Source organism: Sphaerisporangium sp. NPDC005288 (assembly GCF_040607475.1).
GTDB classification, from domain to species: Bacteria; Actinomycetota; Actinomycetes; order Streptosporangiales; family Streptosporangiaceae; genus Sphaerisporangium; species Sphaerisporangium rhizosphaerae.
The window spans coordinates 54,954-69,751 of the sequence record NZ_JBEXGT010000023.1 but is presented as its reverse complement, the minus strand read 5'-3'; the positions used below and the strand labels follow the sequence as shown (position 1 = coordinate 69,751).

Annotated in this window: 15 protein-coding genes and 1 tRNA gene; 9 read left to right on the top strand and 7 right to left on the bottom strand. The window is 71.1% G+C overall.

From position 1 onward, the window contains the following. Positions 1 to 217: 217 nt before the first annotated feature. On the top strand, positions 218 to 832 hold the full coding sequence (locus ABZU32_RS22290; protein WP_354924706.1) for a hypothetical protein: 615 nt from the start codon (positions 218 to 220) through the stop codon (positions 830 to 832). Between the two features lie 97 nt (positions 833 to 929). Here the strand turns inward: ABZU32_RS22290 and ABZU32_RS22285 are convergent. Both ABZU32_RS22285 and ABZU32_RS22280 read right to left on the bottom strand, forming a co-directional pair. Beyond that, positions 930 to 1,019, bottom strand: a tRNA-Ser gene (locus ABZU32_RS22285). A 392-nt stretch (positions 1,020 to 1,411) separates the two neighbouring features. After that, the gene (locus ABZU32_RS22280; protein ID WP_354844122.1) at positions 1,412 to 1,975 is read right to left on the bottom strand and encodes a YceI family protein; all 564 of its coding nucleotides are present in this window, start codon (positions 1,973 to 1,975) and stop codon (positions 1,412 to 1,414) included. Between the two features lie 101 nt (positions 1,976 to 2,076). Between ABZU32_RS22280 and ABZU32_RS22275 the strand changes: the two genes are divergently transcribed. Then, positions 2,077 to 2,577: a MarR family transcriptional regulator gene (locus tag ABZU32_RS22275; protein WP_354924704.1), complete on the top strand. Its 501-nt coding sequence runs from the start codon at positions 2,077 to 2,079 to the stop codon at positions 2,575 to 2,577. Here the strand turns inward: ABZU32_RS22275 and ABZU32_RS22270 are convergent. Both ABZU32_RS22270 and ABZU32_RS22265 read right to left on the bottom strand, forming a co-directional pair. Next, positions 2,558 to 4,153 carry a long-chain fatty acid--CoA ligase gene (locus ABZU32_RS22270; protein WP_354924702.1) on the bottom strand — a complete coding sequence of 532 codons (1,596 nt, stop codon included), beginning with the start codon at positions 4,151 to 4,153 and terminating at the stop codon, positions 2,558 to 2,560. The genes ABZU32_RS22275 and ABZU32_RS22270 overlap by 20 nt on opposite strands. A gap of 192 nt (positions 4,154 to 4,345) precedes the next feature. Next, positions 4,346 to 4,885, bottom strand: coding sequence for a SigE family RNA polymerase sigma factor (locus ABZU32_RS22265; RefSeq protein ID WP_354844113.1), 540 nt, complete (start codon positions 4,883 to 4,885; stop codon positions 4,346 to 4,348). A 293-nt stretch (positions 4,886 to 5,178) separates the two neighbouring features. Between ABZU32_RS22265 and ABZU32_RS22260 the strand changes: the two genes are divergently transcribed. Continuing rightward, on the top strand, positions 5,179 to 6,120 hold the full coding sequence (locus tag ABZU32_RS22260; protein ID WP_354924700.1) for a hypothetical protein: 942 nt from the start codon (positions 5,179 to 5,181) through the stop codon (positions 6,118 to 6,120). Between the two features lie 2 nt (positions 6,121 to 6,122). After that, positions 6,123 to 6,965 carry a MauE/DoxX family redox-associated membrane protein gene (locus ABZU32_RS22255; protein WP_354924698.1) on the top strand — a complete coding sequence of 281 codons (843 nt, stop codon included), beginning with the start codon at positions 6,123 to 6,125 and terminating at the stop codon, positions 6,963 to 6,965. Positions 6,966 to 7,105: 140 nt separating this feature from the next. Here the strand turns inward: ABZU32_RS22255 and ABZU32_RS22250 are convergent, their stop codons facing one another. Both ABZU32_RS22250 and ABZU32_RS22245 read right to left on the bottom strand, forming a co-directional pair. Beyond that, positions 7,106 to 7,903, bottom strand: coding sequence for a hypothetical protein (locus ABZU32_RS22250; protein WP_354924696.1), 798 nt, complete (start codon positions 7,901 to 7,903; stop codon positions 7,106 to 7,108). A 276-nt stretch (positions 7,904 to 8,179) separates the two neighbouring features. Then, positions 8,180 to 9,361, bottom strand: a complete 1,182-nt coding sequence (locus tag ABZU32_RS22245; protein ID WP_354844101.1) for an ATP-binding protein — start codon at positions 9,359 to 9,361, stop codon at positions 8,180 to 8,182. Positions 9,362 to 9,698: 337 nt separating this feature from the next. Here ABZU32_RS22245 and ABZU32_RS22240 point away from each other — a divergent pair, with 337 nt between their 5' ends. The 4 genes from ABZU32_RS22240 (at position 9,699) to ABZU32_RS22225 (ending at position 12,437) form a co-directional block, all read left to right on the top strand. After that, positions 9,699 to 10,493, top strand: a complete 795-nt coding sequence (locus tag ABZU32_RS22240; protein ID WP_354924694.1) for a M15 family metallopeptidase — start codon at positions 9,699 to 9,701, stop codon at positions 10,491 to 10,493. Between the two features lie 153 nt (positions 10,494 to 10,646). Beyond that, complete coding sequence (locus tag ABZU32_RS22235; protein WP_354844097.1) at positions 10,647 to 11,270, top strand: hypothetical protein; 624 nt, start codon at positions 10,647 to 10,649, stop codon at positions 11,268 to 11,270. Further along, positions 11,267 to 11,857, top strand: a complete 591-nt coding sequence (locus ABZU32_RS22230; RefSeq protein WP_354924692.1) for a hypothetical protein — start codon at positions 11,267 to 11,269, stop codon at positions 11,855 to 11,857. Before ABZU32_RS22235 ends, ABZU32_RS22230 begins: the two co-directional genes overlap by 4 nt. 13 nt (positions 11,858 to 11,870) lie before the next feature. Next, positions 11,871 to 12,437: a hypothetical protein gene (locus ABZU32_RS22225; RefSeq protein ID WP_354924690.1), complete on the top strand. Its 567-nt coding sequence runs from the start codon at positions 11,871 to 11,873 to the stop codon at positions 12,435 to 12,437. On the opposite strand, the gene ABZU32_RS22220 is transcribed toward ABZU32_RS22225, so the two are convergent. Beyond that, positions 12,373 to 13,692, bottom strand: a complete 1,320-nt coding sequence (locus ABZU32_RS22220; RefSeq protein WP_354924688.1) for a hypothetical protein — start codon at positions 13,690 to 13,692, stop codon at positions 12,373 to 12,375. The genes ABZU32_RS22225 and ABZU32_RS22220 overlap by 65 nt on opposite strands. A gap of 76 nt (positions 13,693 to 13,768) precedes the next feature. Between ABZU32_RS22220 and ABZU32_RS22215 the strand changes: the two genes are divergently transcribed. Continuing rightward, positions 13,769 to 14,728, top strand: a complete 960-nt coding sequence (locus ABZU32_RS22215; protein ID WP_354924686.1) for an NUDIX hydrolase — start codon at positions 13,769 to 13,771, stop codon at positions 14,726 to 14,728. The last annotated feature ends 70 nt before the right edge of the window (positions 14,729 to 14,798 follow it).

Sequence of the window (14,798 nt, the reverse complement as noted above, 5' to 3'; positions counted from 1 at the left end):
CGGCGAGCTCAACACCACACTCCTGTGGACGGCTCTGAGCTCCCTGGACTGCAACTCCGCGTCAGAAGTGCATGGTTCGCGGCTAGCTCGACGTCTGAGGCCTGTCCCTGCTCCTGGGTGGGTTCGCCGGCCGTCTGAGGAACCCGGTCGGGCCCGCCGTCGCGGATGGCCGCGTGGACCGCATCACCCCTGCCTGAGCCGTGACCAGGGTGCTGTGGTGGGCACATCCCGATCCTCTTGGCGTAACACCACCCATGACTGGGCGGCCGACGTCGATCTCGGTCACCTCGCCGGTATCCGAAGGGACCCGGCCGAGTTCGCCCCCGGCGGCGTCCGGCACCTGATCCTCGAGGTCCTCGCCTACGCGGCCGACGAGGCGGCGAGCACGGGCGCCGGACGCTGCACCGTCACCCTCCACCCCGACGGCTCGGTCTCCGTGGCCGACGAGGGGAGAGGCACCGACACCCGCTTCGACGAACACGGGCGGCCGGTGAAGAAGCCCGTGATGGCGTCCAAGGACCTGCGTTTTTTCGACGACCCCGGCGCGGAGACGCTTCCCGACGGGCATCCGCGCCGTGGCATGTCCGTCGTCGCCGCGCTCAGCGAGTGGCTCGTCCACACCAACCGCCGCCTGAGTGGATCTTGGATCCAGCGGTACGAGCAGGGCGTCCCTGTCTCCGGCCTGGAGACCGTCGCCGGCGATGGTGCCACAGGGACGACCGTGCACTTTCTGCCCGACCTGCACCTGCCCCCACTCGCCGGCGACCTGCGCCGCTTGGCGGACGGCCGGCCTGGCCTGGTCGTGACCGTCGACGACCGCCGTGGTGGCTGACCGATCGAGGTCTGTGCCATCTGTCAGAACCGCGCCCCTGACTGTTCGGGCAGCAGAAAGGCCCCCGCCCGACAATCGGGAGAGGGCCTCTGAAGTGCGGAGGCTCGGGGATTTGAACCCCGGATGGGCTGTAGACCCAAACCGCATTAGCAGTGCGGCGCCATAGACCTGACTAGGCGAAGCCTCCTGGTGCCCGACCGGCCTGTTGAGGGCCTGACTGGCTCAGCACAGAGTACCGGCCTTGATGCTAAGCGGCAAAGTGGATTCGGCGTGGCAACCGAACATGTCGCGCAAGAGCGGTTCGTCGGCCTTCATGCCCGGGCCGCGGGATGTCCGGATGCCGGGGCGGAAGACGGCCGCGCGCCCGGGTTGCGGGGTGTCCGTGTGCCGGGTGCCGAGGACGGCCGTGTGCCGGTGTTGAGGCCGGCCGTGTGCCGGGGTTCGCGGTGTTGGATGGGGGGTGGAGGACCGATGGCCAGGGCCGGGGAGTGGGCCGGCCCTGGGGGTCCATGGGGAGAAGAAGGTTTCCCACACACTCTGTCCACAGGCTGTGGACACAGGGTGTCGCGACACCGGCGGTCAGGCGCGGCGCTGGGCCTCGCCCTCGATCTCGATCTTGATCTTCTTGCCGACCAGGACGCCGCCGGTCTCCAGGGCGACGTTCCAGGTGAGGCCGAACTCCTCGCGCTCGATCTCGGTCTCGATCTCGAAGCCGAACAGCTCCTGGCCCCAGGGGTTGGTGCCGGCGCCGCCGTACTCGACCTTCAGCGTGACCTCCTTGGTGACGTCACGGATGGTGAGGTCGCCGACGACGACGAGCTCGTCGCCGGAGTGGCTGACGACGCGGGTGCTGCGGAAGGTCAGCTCGGGGAACTTGTCCACCGCGAGGAAGTCGTCGCTGCGCAGGTGGTTGTCGCGGTCGTCGCTGCCGGTGTCGATGCTGGCGGTCTTGATGGTGAGCTCGGCCGAGGACTCCATCGGGTTCTCGGCGATGGTGACGGTGCCGGCGAAGTCGCCGAAGCGGCCGCGGACCTTGCTGACCATCATGTGCTTGGTGACGAATCCCACGCGGGTGTGGGCGACGTCCAGGTCGAAGACGCCGGGGGTCGGGATGGCGATGCCTTCCCAGGTGCGAGTGCTCATGTTCCATCTCCCGTGGACTAGTGGATCGCTGGGCTTGATGCTTGCTCCAACAGATGTCTACCTGAGGAATATTCCGCCCGTCAACTAACGTCGTCTAGAGTATGAGCGTGACACCAGCTGATGACCCCAGGCTCACGGCGATGGGCCTGATGGCCGAGGTCTACTTGGGCCTTACCGCGAAGATGAACGCCGCATTCACCGCCTCAGGATTGTCCGAGATCGACTTTGAGACACTGATCCGCCTGTACCGGTCCCCCGGCCGCAGGCTCCGCATGAGCGACCTCGCGGCCCAGACGTCGCTGTCCACCAGTGGGGTGACCCGCGTCGTGGACCGTCTGGAGCGCGAGGACCTGGTCGAGCGGGTGGCCTGCGCCACCGACCGCCGGGCCTCCTACGCGACGCTGACCGACGCCGGCGCCGCCCGCCTCGAGGCCGTGCTCCCCCAGCACATCGAGGACATCGAGACATGGTTCACCGGCCTGCTGCCCCCTGAGCGACTGGAGGACTTCCTGGCCAGCCTGCGCATCATCCGCGACGTCGTACGGCCCTGTGCCACCGCCGGCGCGATGGACCTTTCGGATCTCAGCTCTCAACAATCGTGAGCTCCCCGCGGGCGTGCATCTCGCGCAGGCTGCGCTTGGCGAACTTGCCGACGCTCGTCTTGGGCACCGCGTCGATGAACGCCCAGCGTTCGGGCACCTGCCAGCGCGCCACCTTCCCCGACAGGAACTCCCGGAGCTCCGCCACTCCGGTCGTTCCGTCGAGCACGACACATGCCAGCGGACGCTCGCCCCAGCGTTCGTCCGGCACCCCGATGACCGCCGCCTCCACCACGGCGGGATGCCCCATGAGGGCGTTCTCCAGCTCGACCGACGAGATCCACTCCCCGCCGGACTTGATGACGTCTTTGGCGCGGTCGGTCAGCGTGACGTAGCCGCGCGCGTCCAGTCGGCCCACGTCGCCCGTGCGCAGCCAGCCGTCGTGGAACCGCGAAGGATCCTCCTCCAGGTGGTAGGACGCGGTGACCCACGGCCCGCGCACCTCCAACTCGCCCACCGCGAGCCCGTCGGAGGCCAGCACGGCGTCGCCCGCGCCGACGATGCGGGCCTCGACGCCGGCCAGCAGCCGCCCCTGCGTCGCCCGCAGGTCCCAGGAGTCCCCGTGGGCGACCGTCGCCAGCGGCGAGGTCTCGGTCATGCCCCACGCCTGCACGACCTGGACCCCGAACTCGTCGGACAGCGCGCGCATCAGCGACTCCGGCACCGCCGATCCGCCGCACGGCACCAGGCGCAGGGACGACAGGTCCGCCCCGTGCCGGCGGGCGTGGCGCAGCAGGTCGCCCCAGATCGTGGGGACGGCGCCCGAGACCGTCGGCCGTTCCTCGGCGATGATCCTCGCCAGGTGCTCCGCCTGCAGGAAGCGGTCGGGCATGACGAGCGAGGCCCCGGCCATCAGCGCGGCGTACGGGAGTCCCCAGGCGTTGGCGTGGAACATCGGCACGATCGGCAGCACCCGGTCGCGGCTGGACAGGCCCATGGCGTTGGCCGTGCACACGCTCATGGAGTGCAGGTAGGCCGAGCGGTGGCTGTAGGCGACCCCCTTGGGGTTGCCCGTCGTGCCGCTGGTGTAGCACATGGCCGCGGCGGCGCGCTCGTCCAGGTCGGGCCAGTCGAACGCGTCCGGGGCCTGGTCGAGGAGCGTGCGGTAGTCGTGCACCTGCTTGCCCGCGGAGGCGAGCGGCGCGGGGTCGGCGGCCCCGATGACGATCACGTGCCGCACCGTCTTCATCTCGGGCAGGATCGGGGCGAGCAGCGGGACGAGCGAGGCGTCCACGATGACGACGTCGTCCTCGGCGTGCCCGGCGATGTAGGCGATCTGCTCGGGGAACAGGCGGATGTTCAAGGTGTGCAGGACCGCCCCCATGCTGGGCACGGCGAGATAGGCGGTCAGATGCTCGGCGCTGTTCCAGCCGAAGGTCGCGACCCGCTGGTCGCCGTCCACGCCGAGGGCGCGCAGCGCGCCCGCCAGCCGCGCCGCCTCCCGGGCCAGTTCCCCGTAGGACATGCGGCGGTAGCCGTCGCCGGTGTACGTCACGACCTCGTGGTCGGCGAACAGTCCGGTGCCGTGCCGCATGATAGAGCTGATGGTGAGCGGATGGTCGGGCATGGTGCTGCGCATCTGACGGACCTCCGCTGGCGAGCCCCGGCCTGGGCGCCGGTTCGTGATTGTCGTCCGGCTCCGAGTCTCGTCCGCTCCCGCGTCTCAGACAAGCGCTCGTTCACGCCGGCCCGCGCCACAGAGCCACTTGTTCGCCTCCTCCCTCCGAGGGGGCGACTCGTTCACCTCCACCCGCCGCGGAGGGCGACTGGTTCAGACGGGCTCGCGCCCCATGGACACGTGCGGCCGGGCGTCAGGGCGGCAGGGCTCGACGACGACGAGGTCACCGCGCAGTTTCGCCATCGCGCGGGACACCGTGCTCTTCACCGTGCCGATGCTGATGCCGAGAACTCTGGCGATCTCCGGCTCGGTCATGTCCTCGTAGTAGCGCAGCACGATCGCCGTGCGCTGCCGGACCGGGAGCCGGTTGATCGCCTCTTCCAGCAGTTCGTGGATCTCCCCGGGCGTCGGCCCGTCCCTGGACGGCGTCTCCGGCAGTTCCTCCGAGGGGTACTCCTCCAGCCTCCTGCGCCGCCACCAGGAGATGTTGATGTTGACCATCGCCCGGCGGACGTACCCGTCCAGCGAGGCCCGGTCGTTGATCCGCTCCCACGCCAGGTAGGTCTTGGTCAGGGCCGCCTGGAGGAGGTCCTCGGCGTCCGCGGGCTGGCCGGTGAGCTGGTAGGCCATGCGCAACAGTGCCGGACCGCGGGCAGCCACGTACTCGCGGAACTCCTCGTCTTTACCGCTCATGCGATCACCGGTGCCGTGACGAAGGCCATGATGAAACGATCTCGACGTCAGAATCGCAGCCGGACGCCCTGATACGGCTGATCCGTCATCCAGGTTTCGTCCCGGCGACGGCAAAGATCACCACAGGGTCATGGCATGCTGGGGCGTCGACGAGTTCCTCCCGGAGTGGGAAATTTGCTACGCAGGTCGTCGCGGAGGAAAAATCCTCGTCCCGAAATGAGCGGCGGCGGCGACGATCTGTGTGACCCTAGGGGACGACGAGGAGACTCGCGGCGGCGACCGGGGAGGGGCCGATGGGAGTTGAGCGTCGCCATGCGCTGGCGTCGGCCGCACTCGGCAGGACCACCGTCCCCGTGAGGGCCGAGGCCGAGGAGCCCGCCCCGCTCACCGGCGTCGCGGGTCAGATCATCGACATCAGCCCCCACCTGGTGATTCTGGAGAACCCGGACGGCGTGGAGGAGCGGCTGGTCATCGCGCCTTGGGCGACCGCCTGGCACGGCAGCCCCGTGAACCCCGTGGATCTGCCCGCCGGCACCCGCGTGATGATCCGCGCCCGCCAGTCCGGCCGGGTGGCCGAGCGCCTGTGGGGCGACATCACCCGCGTCACCGGCATCGTCCGCACCCTGGGCAAGGACGGCAGGGACCTGACCATCGAGCTCGACGGCGGCCCGCACCGGGGCCGGCGGGTGATCGTCGTCCCCTACGGCGCGTCGGGACGCATCCGGGTGCGCCATCCCCAGCTCGAACCGGGATACCTGTTCGACGCGATCGGCACGCGGCGCGACGGGGTGACCCACGCGCGGCTGCCGGCGACCTCGCAGCCCACCTACCGCGCCGCCTCCGTGCCGGAGCCCCCGCACGCCTACCGGGCGGTCCAGTCGAAGATCTCCGGGGCGGCCGCCTGGTCGGACGCCTTCGACGACGGCGAGGCCGGGGTGGCGTACCCGATGCTGGAACGTGCCGATTCCGAGTGCGAGGACGCGGGCGTGTCCTGCACCGGCCTTCCCTACCTCGCGCTCGGCTCCATGCTGTACGTCGGGAACGTGTGCGAGAGCCGCTCGTCGGTGCTGCCGATCGTCGCCTGCGGATGCATGGCCGGGCGGTTCTGCGACCGGTGCGTGGAGTGCGGCACCTCACCGCGGGGCCGCATCGCCGAGCTGTCGCCACTGTCGTACGTCGAGCTCGGGGGGGAGCTCACCAACGGATGCTTCAACGCCCGGGTCGGATTGGGGTGACCGTGGACACCGTGACAATCGCCGCCGCCGCGCTCGCGCTGCTCGCGCTGCTCCTGGTGCTCGGCGGCGGGGCGAAGCTCGCGACCGCCGGGAGTGACGCCGATCCGGGCGGGCTGTCCCGCCTCGGGCCCGGTGTGCTGGTGCCCGAGCGGTGGCGCGGGCAGTTCATGATCTTCTGTGCCGCCGTTGAGATCCTGCTGGCCGCGGGGCTGATCTTCACCCGCCATCCTCTGCCCCGCTGGGGGACGGTCACCTTCTTCTCGGTGTCCACCTATGTCCTGTGGGAGCTGCGCCGACGGCGCCCGGACGTAGGCTGCGGCTGTTTCGGCGAGGCGAGCAGCTCCCCGGTGGGGCTGCGCTCGATCGGCCGCGCCGCCGTCCTTGCCGCGATGGCGGTGCTGGTCGCGCTGGTCCCGGTGTCGGGCGCGGACCTGCTGATGCGAGCCTCCTGGAACCTGACGTCGGCGCTCGGAGCCGGCCTGGCGCTGCTGGTGGCCCTGTCGCCCGAGTGGGGCGAGGCGATCGCCCGGCTCAGGCACCGCGCGCCCTGCGAGCAGCGTGCCGTCCCGGCGGCGCGGGCCGTCGCGCGCCTGCGGGCGAGCGCCGAGTGGCGCTCGTACGCGCCGCTGCTGGTGACCGACGAGCCGTCGGACTCCTGGCGCGAGCTGTGCTGGCGCTTCTTCGTCTACCCCGGGCGCACGGCCGTCGGGGCGCGGGCCGAGGTGGTCTTCGCGGTGTACCTCAGCGGGCGCCGGCCGCCGGTGCGAGTCGCCGTCGTGGGCGCGGAGAACCCGGCCGGGGCGGACCTTCTCCGAGAATCTAGCGGTGTATCGGTCGGAGGCTAGAAAGCCCTAGACGACCGGAGACGAACCGGCGAACCGGCGAACGGGTGAACCGGCCGAACCGGCGGACGGGCGAACCGGCGGACGGGGGCCGCGAACCGACCTGGACGTGCCGGAGAACGGGCTGGAGAAACGCCGCCCGTTCACCAGGGGGCGGTGAGGGTGACCATGAAGGCGGCGTGGTCGGTGTGCGACATGCCGTACTTGTCGGTGCGGACGAAGGCGAACGAGGTGGACGCGATGACGTGCTGGACGTCGCCGTCGCCCTTGCGGAAGTAGCCGGCCGGCACGCAGTTCTGGGCGTTCTCCGGGTCGGACTTGTCGTACTCGAGGTTCAGGTCGCCGCCCACGACGGTGGGCAGGGCGCCGTATTGGGCGTGCGACTGCGGGATGTACTCGTTCATCAACTGCTTGCACTGCTGCAGCGCGACCGGCTCGTCGGCGGCCGACAGGTGGGTGGTGCACGCCCAGAACCCGCCGAACCGGCCGCACCCCCACGCACGTCGTTCGCTGCCGGAGTCCTGGGTGGAGTACCACCCGCCGGCGCTCGCGGTCTTGCCGTAGCGGGGGACGCTGAAGACGGCCACCCCGTACGCGCCGCGGCCGCCGGTGCACTGGATGGCGGCGGCGACGCGCTCGTCCTGCACCTGCCGGAACTCGTAGTCGCCGTTGCCCATGGCGGAACGGAGCGGGGCGACGTCGCCCTCGCAGATCTCGTTGGCGGTGAGGACGTCCGGCCTCACCCGGCCGATGAGCGACTGGGCCTCGGGCACGGCGGCGCCGCCCTCGTAGCAGCCCGCGTACCCGCTGTTGCAGAGGTTGACCTGCAGAACCTTGAACGTCGTGGCGGCCCGCGCCGCGGTGGAGCCGGCCGGCCCCACCAGCGAGCCGAGGAGGACGACGACGGCGGCCGCGCGGAGGCCGCCTCTCACGCCGATCATGCGCTTCATACGGCCCATCACCCCGTGCGGTCGCGTAGTCGACTCCGGATCATCACCGCGTTCCATGGTCACGGTAAAACAGCCCTGAATGCTTGTCGATGCCCCGATGTGAGACGCACGGCGGCGCGTGGTGACCGGCCACGCCGACCGGCCACCACGCGGCCGCACACCGCGAATTCAACTCTCTACGGCTCTCTAGCTTCCCCTCTAGAAAGCCGTAGAGAGGTCAATGGGGGCGCAGGGACGCTGCGCCCTGTCTCGGGGTGCGGGCGCGGCCTACAGCGGCTGCGCCCGGAGGAACCTGCCGAAGTGCGGCACGGTGAAGGCGATGAGGCCGCGCTCGGCGCTGAAGATGAGTCCTTTCTTGATGAGGCTGTCACGGGCCGGCGAGAGGCTCGACGGCTTGCGCCCGAGCAGCTCGGCGACGTCGGCCGTCGGCACGGGCTCGTCGCCGACCGAGGCCATCGCGTGCATGTAGTCGCGTTCGGCGGGGGTGGCGCGCTCGTAGCGGCTGCCGAAGAAGCCCACCGCGAGCTCCTCCTCGGCCTCGGGGGCGGCCACCCTGATGTCGTCGGCGGTGATGGGGCTGCGCGGGGCGAGATCCCAGGCGACCTTGCCGTAGGCCTGGACGAAGTACGGGTAGCCGTCGGCGGCCTCGTAGAGGGCGTCGAGCGCCTCGGGGGTGAACTCGACCTCCTCACGCGCGGCGGGGGCGATGAGTGCCAGGTCGGCGGCATCGCGGTCGAGCCGGTCGATGCGCGCGTAGCGGAACAGGCGCTCGGAGTAGCTCTTGCTGGCGCTGAGGACGCCCGGCAGGTGGGGCAGGCCGGCGCCGACGACGATCAGCGGCCCGCCGCTCTGCGACAGCTCATGACAGGCGGCGCACAGGGCCGAGATGTCGGCCGGCTGGACGTCCTGCATCTCGTCGATGAACAGGGCGACCCCGACACCGAGGTCGGTGGCGACGGAGGCGGCGTCGACGAACAGCTCGGTGAGGTCGATCTCGAGATCGCCCGAGTCGGCCCGGCCGCGGCCGGCCGGGACGTCGATGGCGGGCGACCAGTGCGAGGTGCCCTTCGCCGCGCCGGGATCGCGCATGGCGAACGCCTTGAGCACGCCGAGGAACTCCTCGATGCGCTCGGGGGCGCGGTGGCGGGGGGCCAGCTCGCGGATCGCCATGTGCAGCGCGGCGGCGACCGGACGGCGGATGGACTGCTCGGGACGGGCCTCGATCTTGCCGGTGCCCCAGAGCCGCTGCATGGCCATGGACTTGAAGGTGTTGAGCAGCACGGTCTTGCCGACGCCGCGCAGCCCGGTGAGGACCATGCTGCGCTCGGGACGGCCACGGGCCACCCGCTCGAGCACGACCTCGAACTGTTGCAGCTCACGATCACGCCCGGCGAGCTCCGGAGGGCGCTGCCCCGCACCGGGGGCGTAGGGATTGCGCACGGGGTCCACGCTCTCGGACTTTATGACCGGATATAGAGGCCGTCCTAGATTTCCGTAGAAAGCGCTACGGCGTGTCGCCGATCGACGGGAGGCGGAGGGCCGCCCGGACGCCTGCCGGACGGGGGGCGAGAGCAACGCCACCTCACACCACCCTTCGCGTGGACCCTGCCGGACCGAACCCGTGTTCGATCCGATGCCGAAGACTGTAGCGCCTCCTCGAACATGTGCGCGAGCACTTCCGGGTAAAACGCGCGGCACACCTCCGACAGGGCCTCGCCCGGCGGGTCCGGACCCCGGACATCACAATTGCGTCACGAGCGGCGTCAGGATGGCCTTACTCTGGCGTATGCGCCACACAGCCACGCACCGCCACCTGGGCCTCGCGGTCCTGGCGTGCGCATCCGCCACCCTGACCGCGTGCGGCGGCTCCGGTTCCGGCGTCGTCGCCGAGCCCGCGCCTCCGTCCGTGGCCGCGCCGCCGTCGGCCTCCCCGGAGAGTCCTACGGCCGGCCCGTCGGCCAGCCCCGCGCCGCCGTCCGCCACGCCGTCGCCCTCGCCCTCGCCCACCGGGCCGCCGCGCTTCGCGGCGAAGGTCACGGCCGTCACGGCGGCCCAGCTCCGCCATTCCTGGCGGCCAGGCTGCCCGGTCTCCCCGAGCGGCCTGCGGAAGGTGACGATGACGTACTGGGGCTTCGACGACAAGGCCCACACCGGCGAGCTGATCGTGAACCGCTCGGTCACCGACGACGTGGTGGCGATCTTCGGGCAGCTCTACCGGTGGCGCTACCCGATCGCCCGCATGGAGCCCGTCGACGTCTACAAGGGCAGCGACTTCGACTCCATCGAGGCCGACAACACCTCGGCCTTCAACTGCCGCAGGACGACCGGGGCGAGCAGCTGGTCCAAGCACTCGTACGGCAACGCCATCGACCTCGACCCCCGGGAGAACCCATGGGTCGAACCCGACGGCTCGGTCGCGCACGACAACGCGCGGCGGTTCGCCGACCGGCCGCTGCGCAGGCCGGGTGTCATCAACCCGGACGACCGCGTGGTGCGGCTGTTCGAGCAGCACGGCTGGCAGTGGGGCGGCTACTTCAACGGCGCCAAGGACTATCAGCACTTCAGCAAGGGCGGCGGCTGATCCCCGCCGAGGCCGCGGACCGCCACGCAGGCCGTCACGCGGGCCGTCACGCGGGCCGTCACGCGGGCCGATCTTCGCGCGAAGAACGGCAACGGCGGAGGAATCGTGACATTCGCGGCCCTCGCCGGGTTTTGCCGGATAAGATCGCTGGCCGTGACGACTCCGGTGCCCGACCCCGGACCGACGGAGTCACGCCGGGGACCGCTGCGGCCGTGGATCGCCCTCACCGCCGTTGTGTTCGCGCTGGCCACGGTGCTCGCGCTGTCCTGGCCGGCGGGCGGCCTGCAGGAGGCCAAGCCGGAGATCCCGCACCGCCGACTCGGTGAGACCAGCGCGGGCCACCGTTTCGCGGTGAAGCCGTACAAGGTGGCGTACGTGACCAAGGACCCCGCGCCGGGCTTGGGCGACCCCAAGGACGGCCGCTTCCTGGCGATCGAGCTCGAGGTCGAGAACGTCAGCGACCAGACCGCGACCGTCGACGACCTGTCCGCCGTCACCTACCTGAAGATCTCCCCGGGCAGCGTGGTGCTCGACCGGTTCAAGGACAAGACGGCCGGCTTCGTCATCCGCGACGCCGGCTTCGACCGCACCCAGCTCCAGCCCGGCCTGGTCGAGCGCGTGAAGTTCGTCTACACCGTCCCGGCGGGGACACCCGACCCGACGAGCCTCACCGCCGCCTTCCGGGACGAGGACTACGGGCCGTGGTTCACCTCGGAGCTGTCCGACTGGCTTCCCGGCGGGACGCTGGCGATCTACGACCTCGAGGTGTCCAGGTGAGGCGCGCGATCACCGGAGTGCTCACCGCGGCGCTGCTGCTCGCGGGCATCGTGGCGGTGCGCCGCGCCACTCCGGACGCCGACGCGAAGTACGCGCCGATCGCGTCGGTGGGCGAGATGGGCGAGCAGGTGAACACCGCCGCCTTCCAGCTCCGCGTGGACCGCGTCCAGCTCGCCCGGTCGGTGCGCCTGGAGGACGCCTACGGCCTGCTCGGGCAGCCGAAGAGCACCGCGGGCGTCTGGGTGGTCGTCTGGGCCACCGTCGCCGCCACCACCGAGGAGGTGACGGTGCAGGGCGCACGACTGCGCACGGCCGACGGCGCGGAGTACCTGGCCAGTTCGGTGTCGGGCACGCTCGACAAGACCGCCCTCGCCCCGGGCATGCCCTCCTACGGGCCCATCCTGTTCGAGGTGCCCCCCGGCAGACTGGCCGGCGCGGCCCTGGAGGTCACCGTCCACAGCGTCAAGAGCCTGGACCACCTCGGTCCCGCGGCCGCCGTCGACCTGCGGCTGTCGGGCCCGTACACCAAAGCGCTCATCGAGCAGGCGCCGGCGTCCCTGACCGTCGGGCCGGTGCGCGATCTGTGAGGCGGGACGAGCCGTGAACTGGAAACGCGACCTCTGGTATGGCCTCGGCCTGCTGGCTCTGGTCCCCGCCGCGCTCGCCGCGCAGGTGCTGCCCTGGCGGGAGCGGTACGAGACCCTCGCCGGCAAGGGCGGGCGGGAGGCGGTCGCCGCGCACGGGCAGGCGGCCCGGTTCAACGGCATCGAGTGGCGTCTGAAGAGCATCACCGAGGGCCGGCCGCAGGACCCCACGGCCCGGCCGCTGCCGCCTCGCACGAAGGTCGCGATCGTCGTCGTCGGTCTCAGACCGCTGACCGAGCAGGCGAGCAAGTGGTTCGGTGCGATGGGCGGCACCTGCAAGATCAGGGTCACCGACGCGGCGGGGCGCACGTGGGGGCCGTCGATCCGCGGCGACCTGGCGCCCAAGTCGGGGCTGTCGCCCTCGTGCTTCAACATGGACGCCGACTTCAAGCTCGCCCCCCTGCCCGTCGGTCGGGAACTGACCGTCCAGACGGTGTACGTCGTGCCCGCCGACGCGTTCAGGACCCTGCGGGTCGAGGTGCGGGTGGCCCCGGAGCCGGGAACGGTACGGCTGCTCCCGTAGGCGCGGGCGGCGCGTCAGGCCCGGCCGCGGGGACGGCCGAACGGACCACCGAGCGGGCAGCCGAACGGCGCAGCGCCAGGTCGAAGGCGACGGCGAGCAGGCAGATGCGCAGCACCTCGTGGAGCAGGTCGACCGGGAAGACGGCCGCGCCCTCCCACATCTGCCACCACAGGATCTCGTGCGCCCCGATGAGCCTGGTCACGCCGATGAAGCCCACCGCCGCGAGCGCTTCGAGCGCCACGTAGATCAGGCAGAACGTCAGGTAGAACAGCACCCCGCCGCTGAGGACGAATCGAAAGCCGTTCACCAGCGGGACGTACTTGTCGCGGATTCCTCGGGAGAAGAACTCCGCAACGGCCTGGACAGGGGTCGGCAGCCGCTGCCAGAGCCGTGAGACGTGCGGCTCGACCCGGGTGCCCTCGATGACCTTGGCCTCCTCGGTGATCGAGGAGCTGTAGACGACGGCCGCCATGGCGAGCCAGACCAGCGGCTGGACCAGGCCGTCCTTGAACTCGGGCAGGTACGGGGCCGCGTACTCGCCGAGCTGCCGGAGCGTCTGCAGCAAGGGGACGCGTTGGAACAGGCCCGTGAAGTCCGCCCAGACGACCCGGCCGGTCAGCCAGTCGACGCCGTCGCCGGTCCAGTTGCCCAGCGAGATGATGCCGAAGTACATCCACATGCATTCGAACGTGCTGTTGGCCACGCCGAAGACGCGCCTTCCCGTAGCGCCGTAGAGGCGCTCGAACGCCACCTTGACCGCGAAGATCACGGCGGTGATGACCATGATCAGGACGTTGACGTTGAACAGGTCGTTCAACAGGCCGATGTAGCTGAGGTCGATCGTCGGGTGGAGCTCGTTCAGCAGCCGCTGGAAGGCGCTGAGGTCGTCGGTGAACAGGCCCCACGCGCTGTAGAAGATCAGGAAGGGCAGGAGGGTGTGGGCGATCGCGTCGACCAGGTCGCGTTCGCGCTCGTCGGCCGTGCGGGCCTGCACCGGCCGCGCGCCGAGCGCGCGACCGGCGATGTTCAGCATCGCGATGTAGGCCGTCAGCGTCACCAGGACGCCGAGGCTCAGCACGCCGAAGGCCAGGTAGGCCCGCCATCCCGTGGGCTCGGCGACGCGCACGGCGGCCAGCAGCACGCCTTGGTGGACGAGCCGGCCCAGGGTGTAGTAGAAGGCCAGGGGCAGGAAGAGGCGCCCCGCGAGACGGAAGGTGTCGTAGGGCAGTCGGACCGGAGAGAGTGAACCGTCCATCGCCGTTGGATGCTAGCGGTCCGAAGGCCGACGAACGGTGCGATTCGGGCATGGCGCCGTAAGGCAGGATGGAGACATGGCGGCGAAGGACGGCGACGGCTGGGCGCTGTGCGAGCGCGGCCACCGGCACTGGGGGCTGCACGGCGCCTCAGGGCTGCTGGCCGTCCATTTCGACGCCGGGGGCACGCCGCACGTCCTGATGCAGAAGCGCTCGTGGTGGAGCCATCACGGCGGCACGTGGGGGCTGCCCGGAGGCGCGCTCGACAGCCATGAGGACGCCGTCACCGGCGCCCTGCGCGAGGCCCTGGAGGAGGCCGCGCTGAGCGGCGAGAGCCTGCGCGTCCTCGGCGTCCACATCGACGACCACGGCGGCTGGGCGTTCCAGACGGTGATCGCCGAGGCGGACGCGCTGCTGCCCGCCGTCCCGGCCAACGACGAGAGCACCGACATGCGGTGGCTGCCCGCCGACGAGGTGGGCGGTGAGACGCTGCACCCCGGGTTCGCCGAGACCTGGCCGGTGATCAGGCCGTCGCTGCCGCCCTCGGTGGTGGTGCTGGACGCCGCCAACATCGTCGGCGCGCGCGCCGAGCACGGGTGGTGGCGCGACCGGGCGGGCGCCGCGCGGCGCCTGCTGGCGGACGTCGAGCGGCTCGTGGAGCACGGCCTGCGGCCTCCGGAGGGGTTCCCGGCTCCGGCGATGTGGTTCCCGCGCGTGGTCATGGTGCTGGAGGGCGCGGCCAAGGGCGTGCGGTCCGGCGGCACGGCGGACACGGCGGACACGGCGGGCGTGGCGGACACGGCGGGCGTGGCGGACACGGCGGGCGTGGCGGACACGGCGGGCGTGGTGGGCGTGGTGGAGGCGCCTGCCAGTGGGGACGACGCGATCGTGGACACGGTGCGGGAGAACCGCGAGGTCAGGCCGTGGCAGCGGGTTCTGGTCGTCACCGCCGACCGCGAGCTGCGCCGGCGCGTCGCCGAGCTGGGCGCCGCGGCCGTGGGTCCGGGATGGCTGCTCGGCCAACTCCGGCGGGTGTAGCGTCGGACCGTCGAACCGCCACCCCCCACGCCTTATCCGCGCATATCCCCCAATATCCAGAAAAATCTCC

Excerpts from the sequence above, each read along its gene's own strand:
- ABZU32_RS22240 (WP_354924694.1), top strand. The coding sequence starts at position 9,699 with ATGCGCCACACAGCCACGCACCGCCACCTGGGCCTCGCGGTCCTGGCG.
- ABZU32_RS22270 (WP_354924702.1), bottom strand. The coding sequence starts at position 4,153 with ATGCGCAGCACCATGCCCGACCATCCGCTCACCATCAGCTCTATCATG.
- ABZU32_RS22265 (WP_354844113.1), bottom strand. The coding sequence starts at position 4,885 with ATGAGCGGTAAAGACGAGGAGTTCCGCGAGTACGTGGCTGCCCGCGGT.
- ABZU32_RS22220 (WP_354924688.1), bottom strand. The coding sequence starts at position 13,692 with ATGGACGGTTCACTCTCTCCGGTCCGACTGCCCTACGACACCTTCCGT.
- ABZU32_RS22250 (WP_354924696.1), bottom strand. The coding sequence starts at position 7,903 with ATGATCGGCGTGAGAGGCGGCCTCCGCGCGGCCGCCGTCGTCGTCCTC.
- ABZU32_RS22215 (WP_354924686.1), top strand. The coding sequence starts at position 13,769 with ATGGCGGCGAAGGACGGCGACGGCTGGGCGCTGTGCGAGCGCGGCCAC.
- ABZU32_RS22260 (WP_354924700.1), top strand. The coding sequence starts at position 5,179 with ATGGGAGTTGAGCGTCGCCATGCGCTGGCGTCGGCCGCACTCGGCAGG.
- ABZU32_RS22275 (WP_354924704.1), top strand. The coding sequence starts at position 2,077 with ATGAGCGTGACACCAGCTGATGACCCCAGGCTCACGGCGATGGGCCTG.
- ABZU32_RS22280 (WP_354844122.1), bottom strand. The coding sequence starts at position 1,975 with ATGAGCACTCGCACCTGGGAAGGCATCGCCATCCCGACCCCCGGCGTC.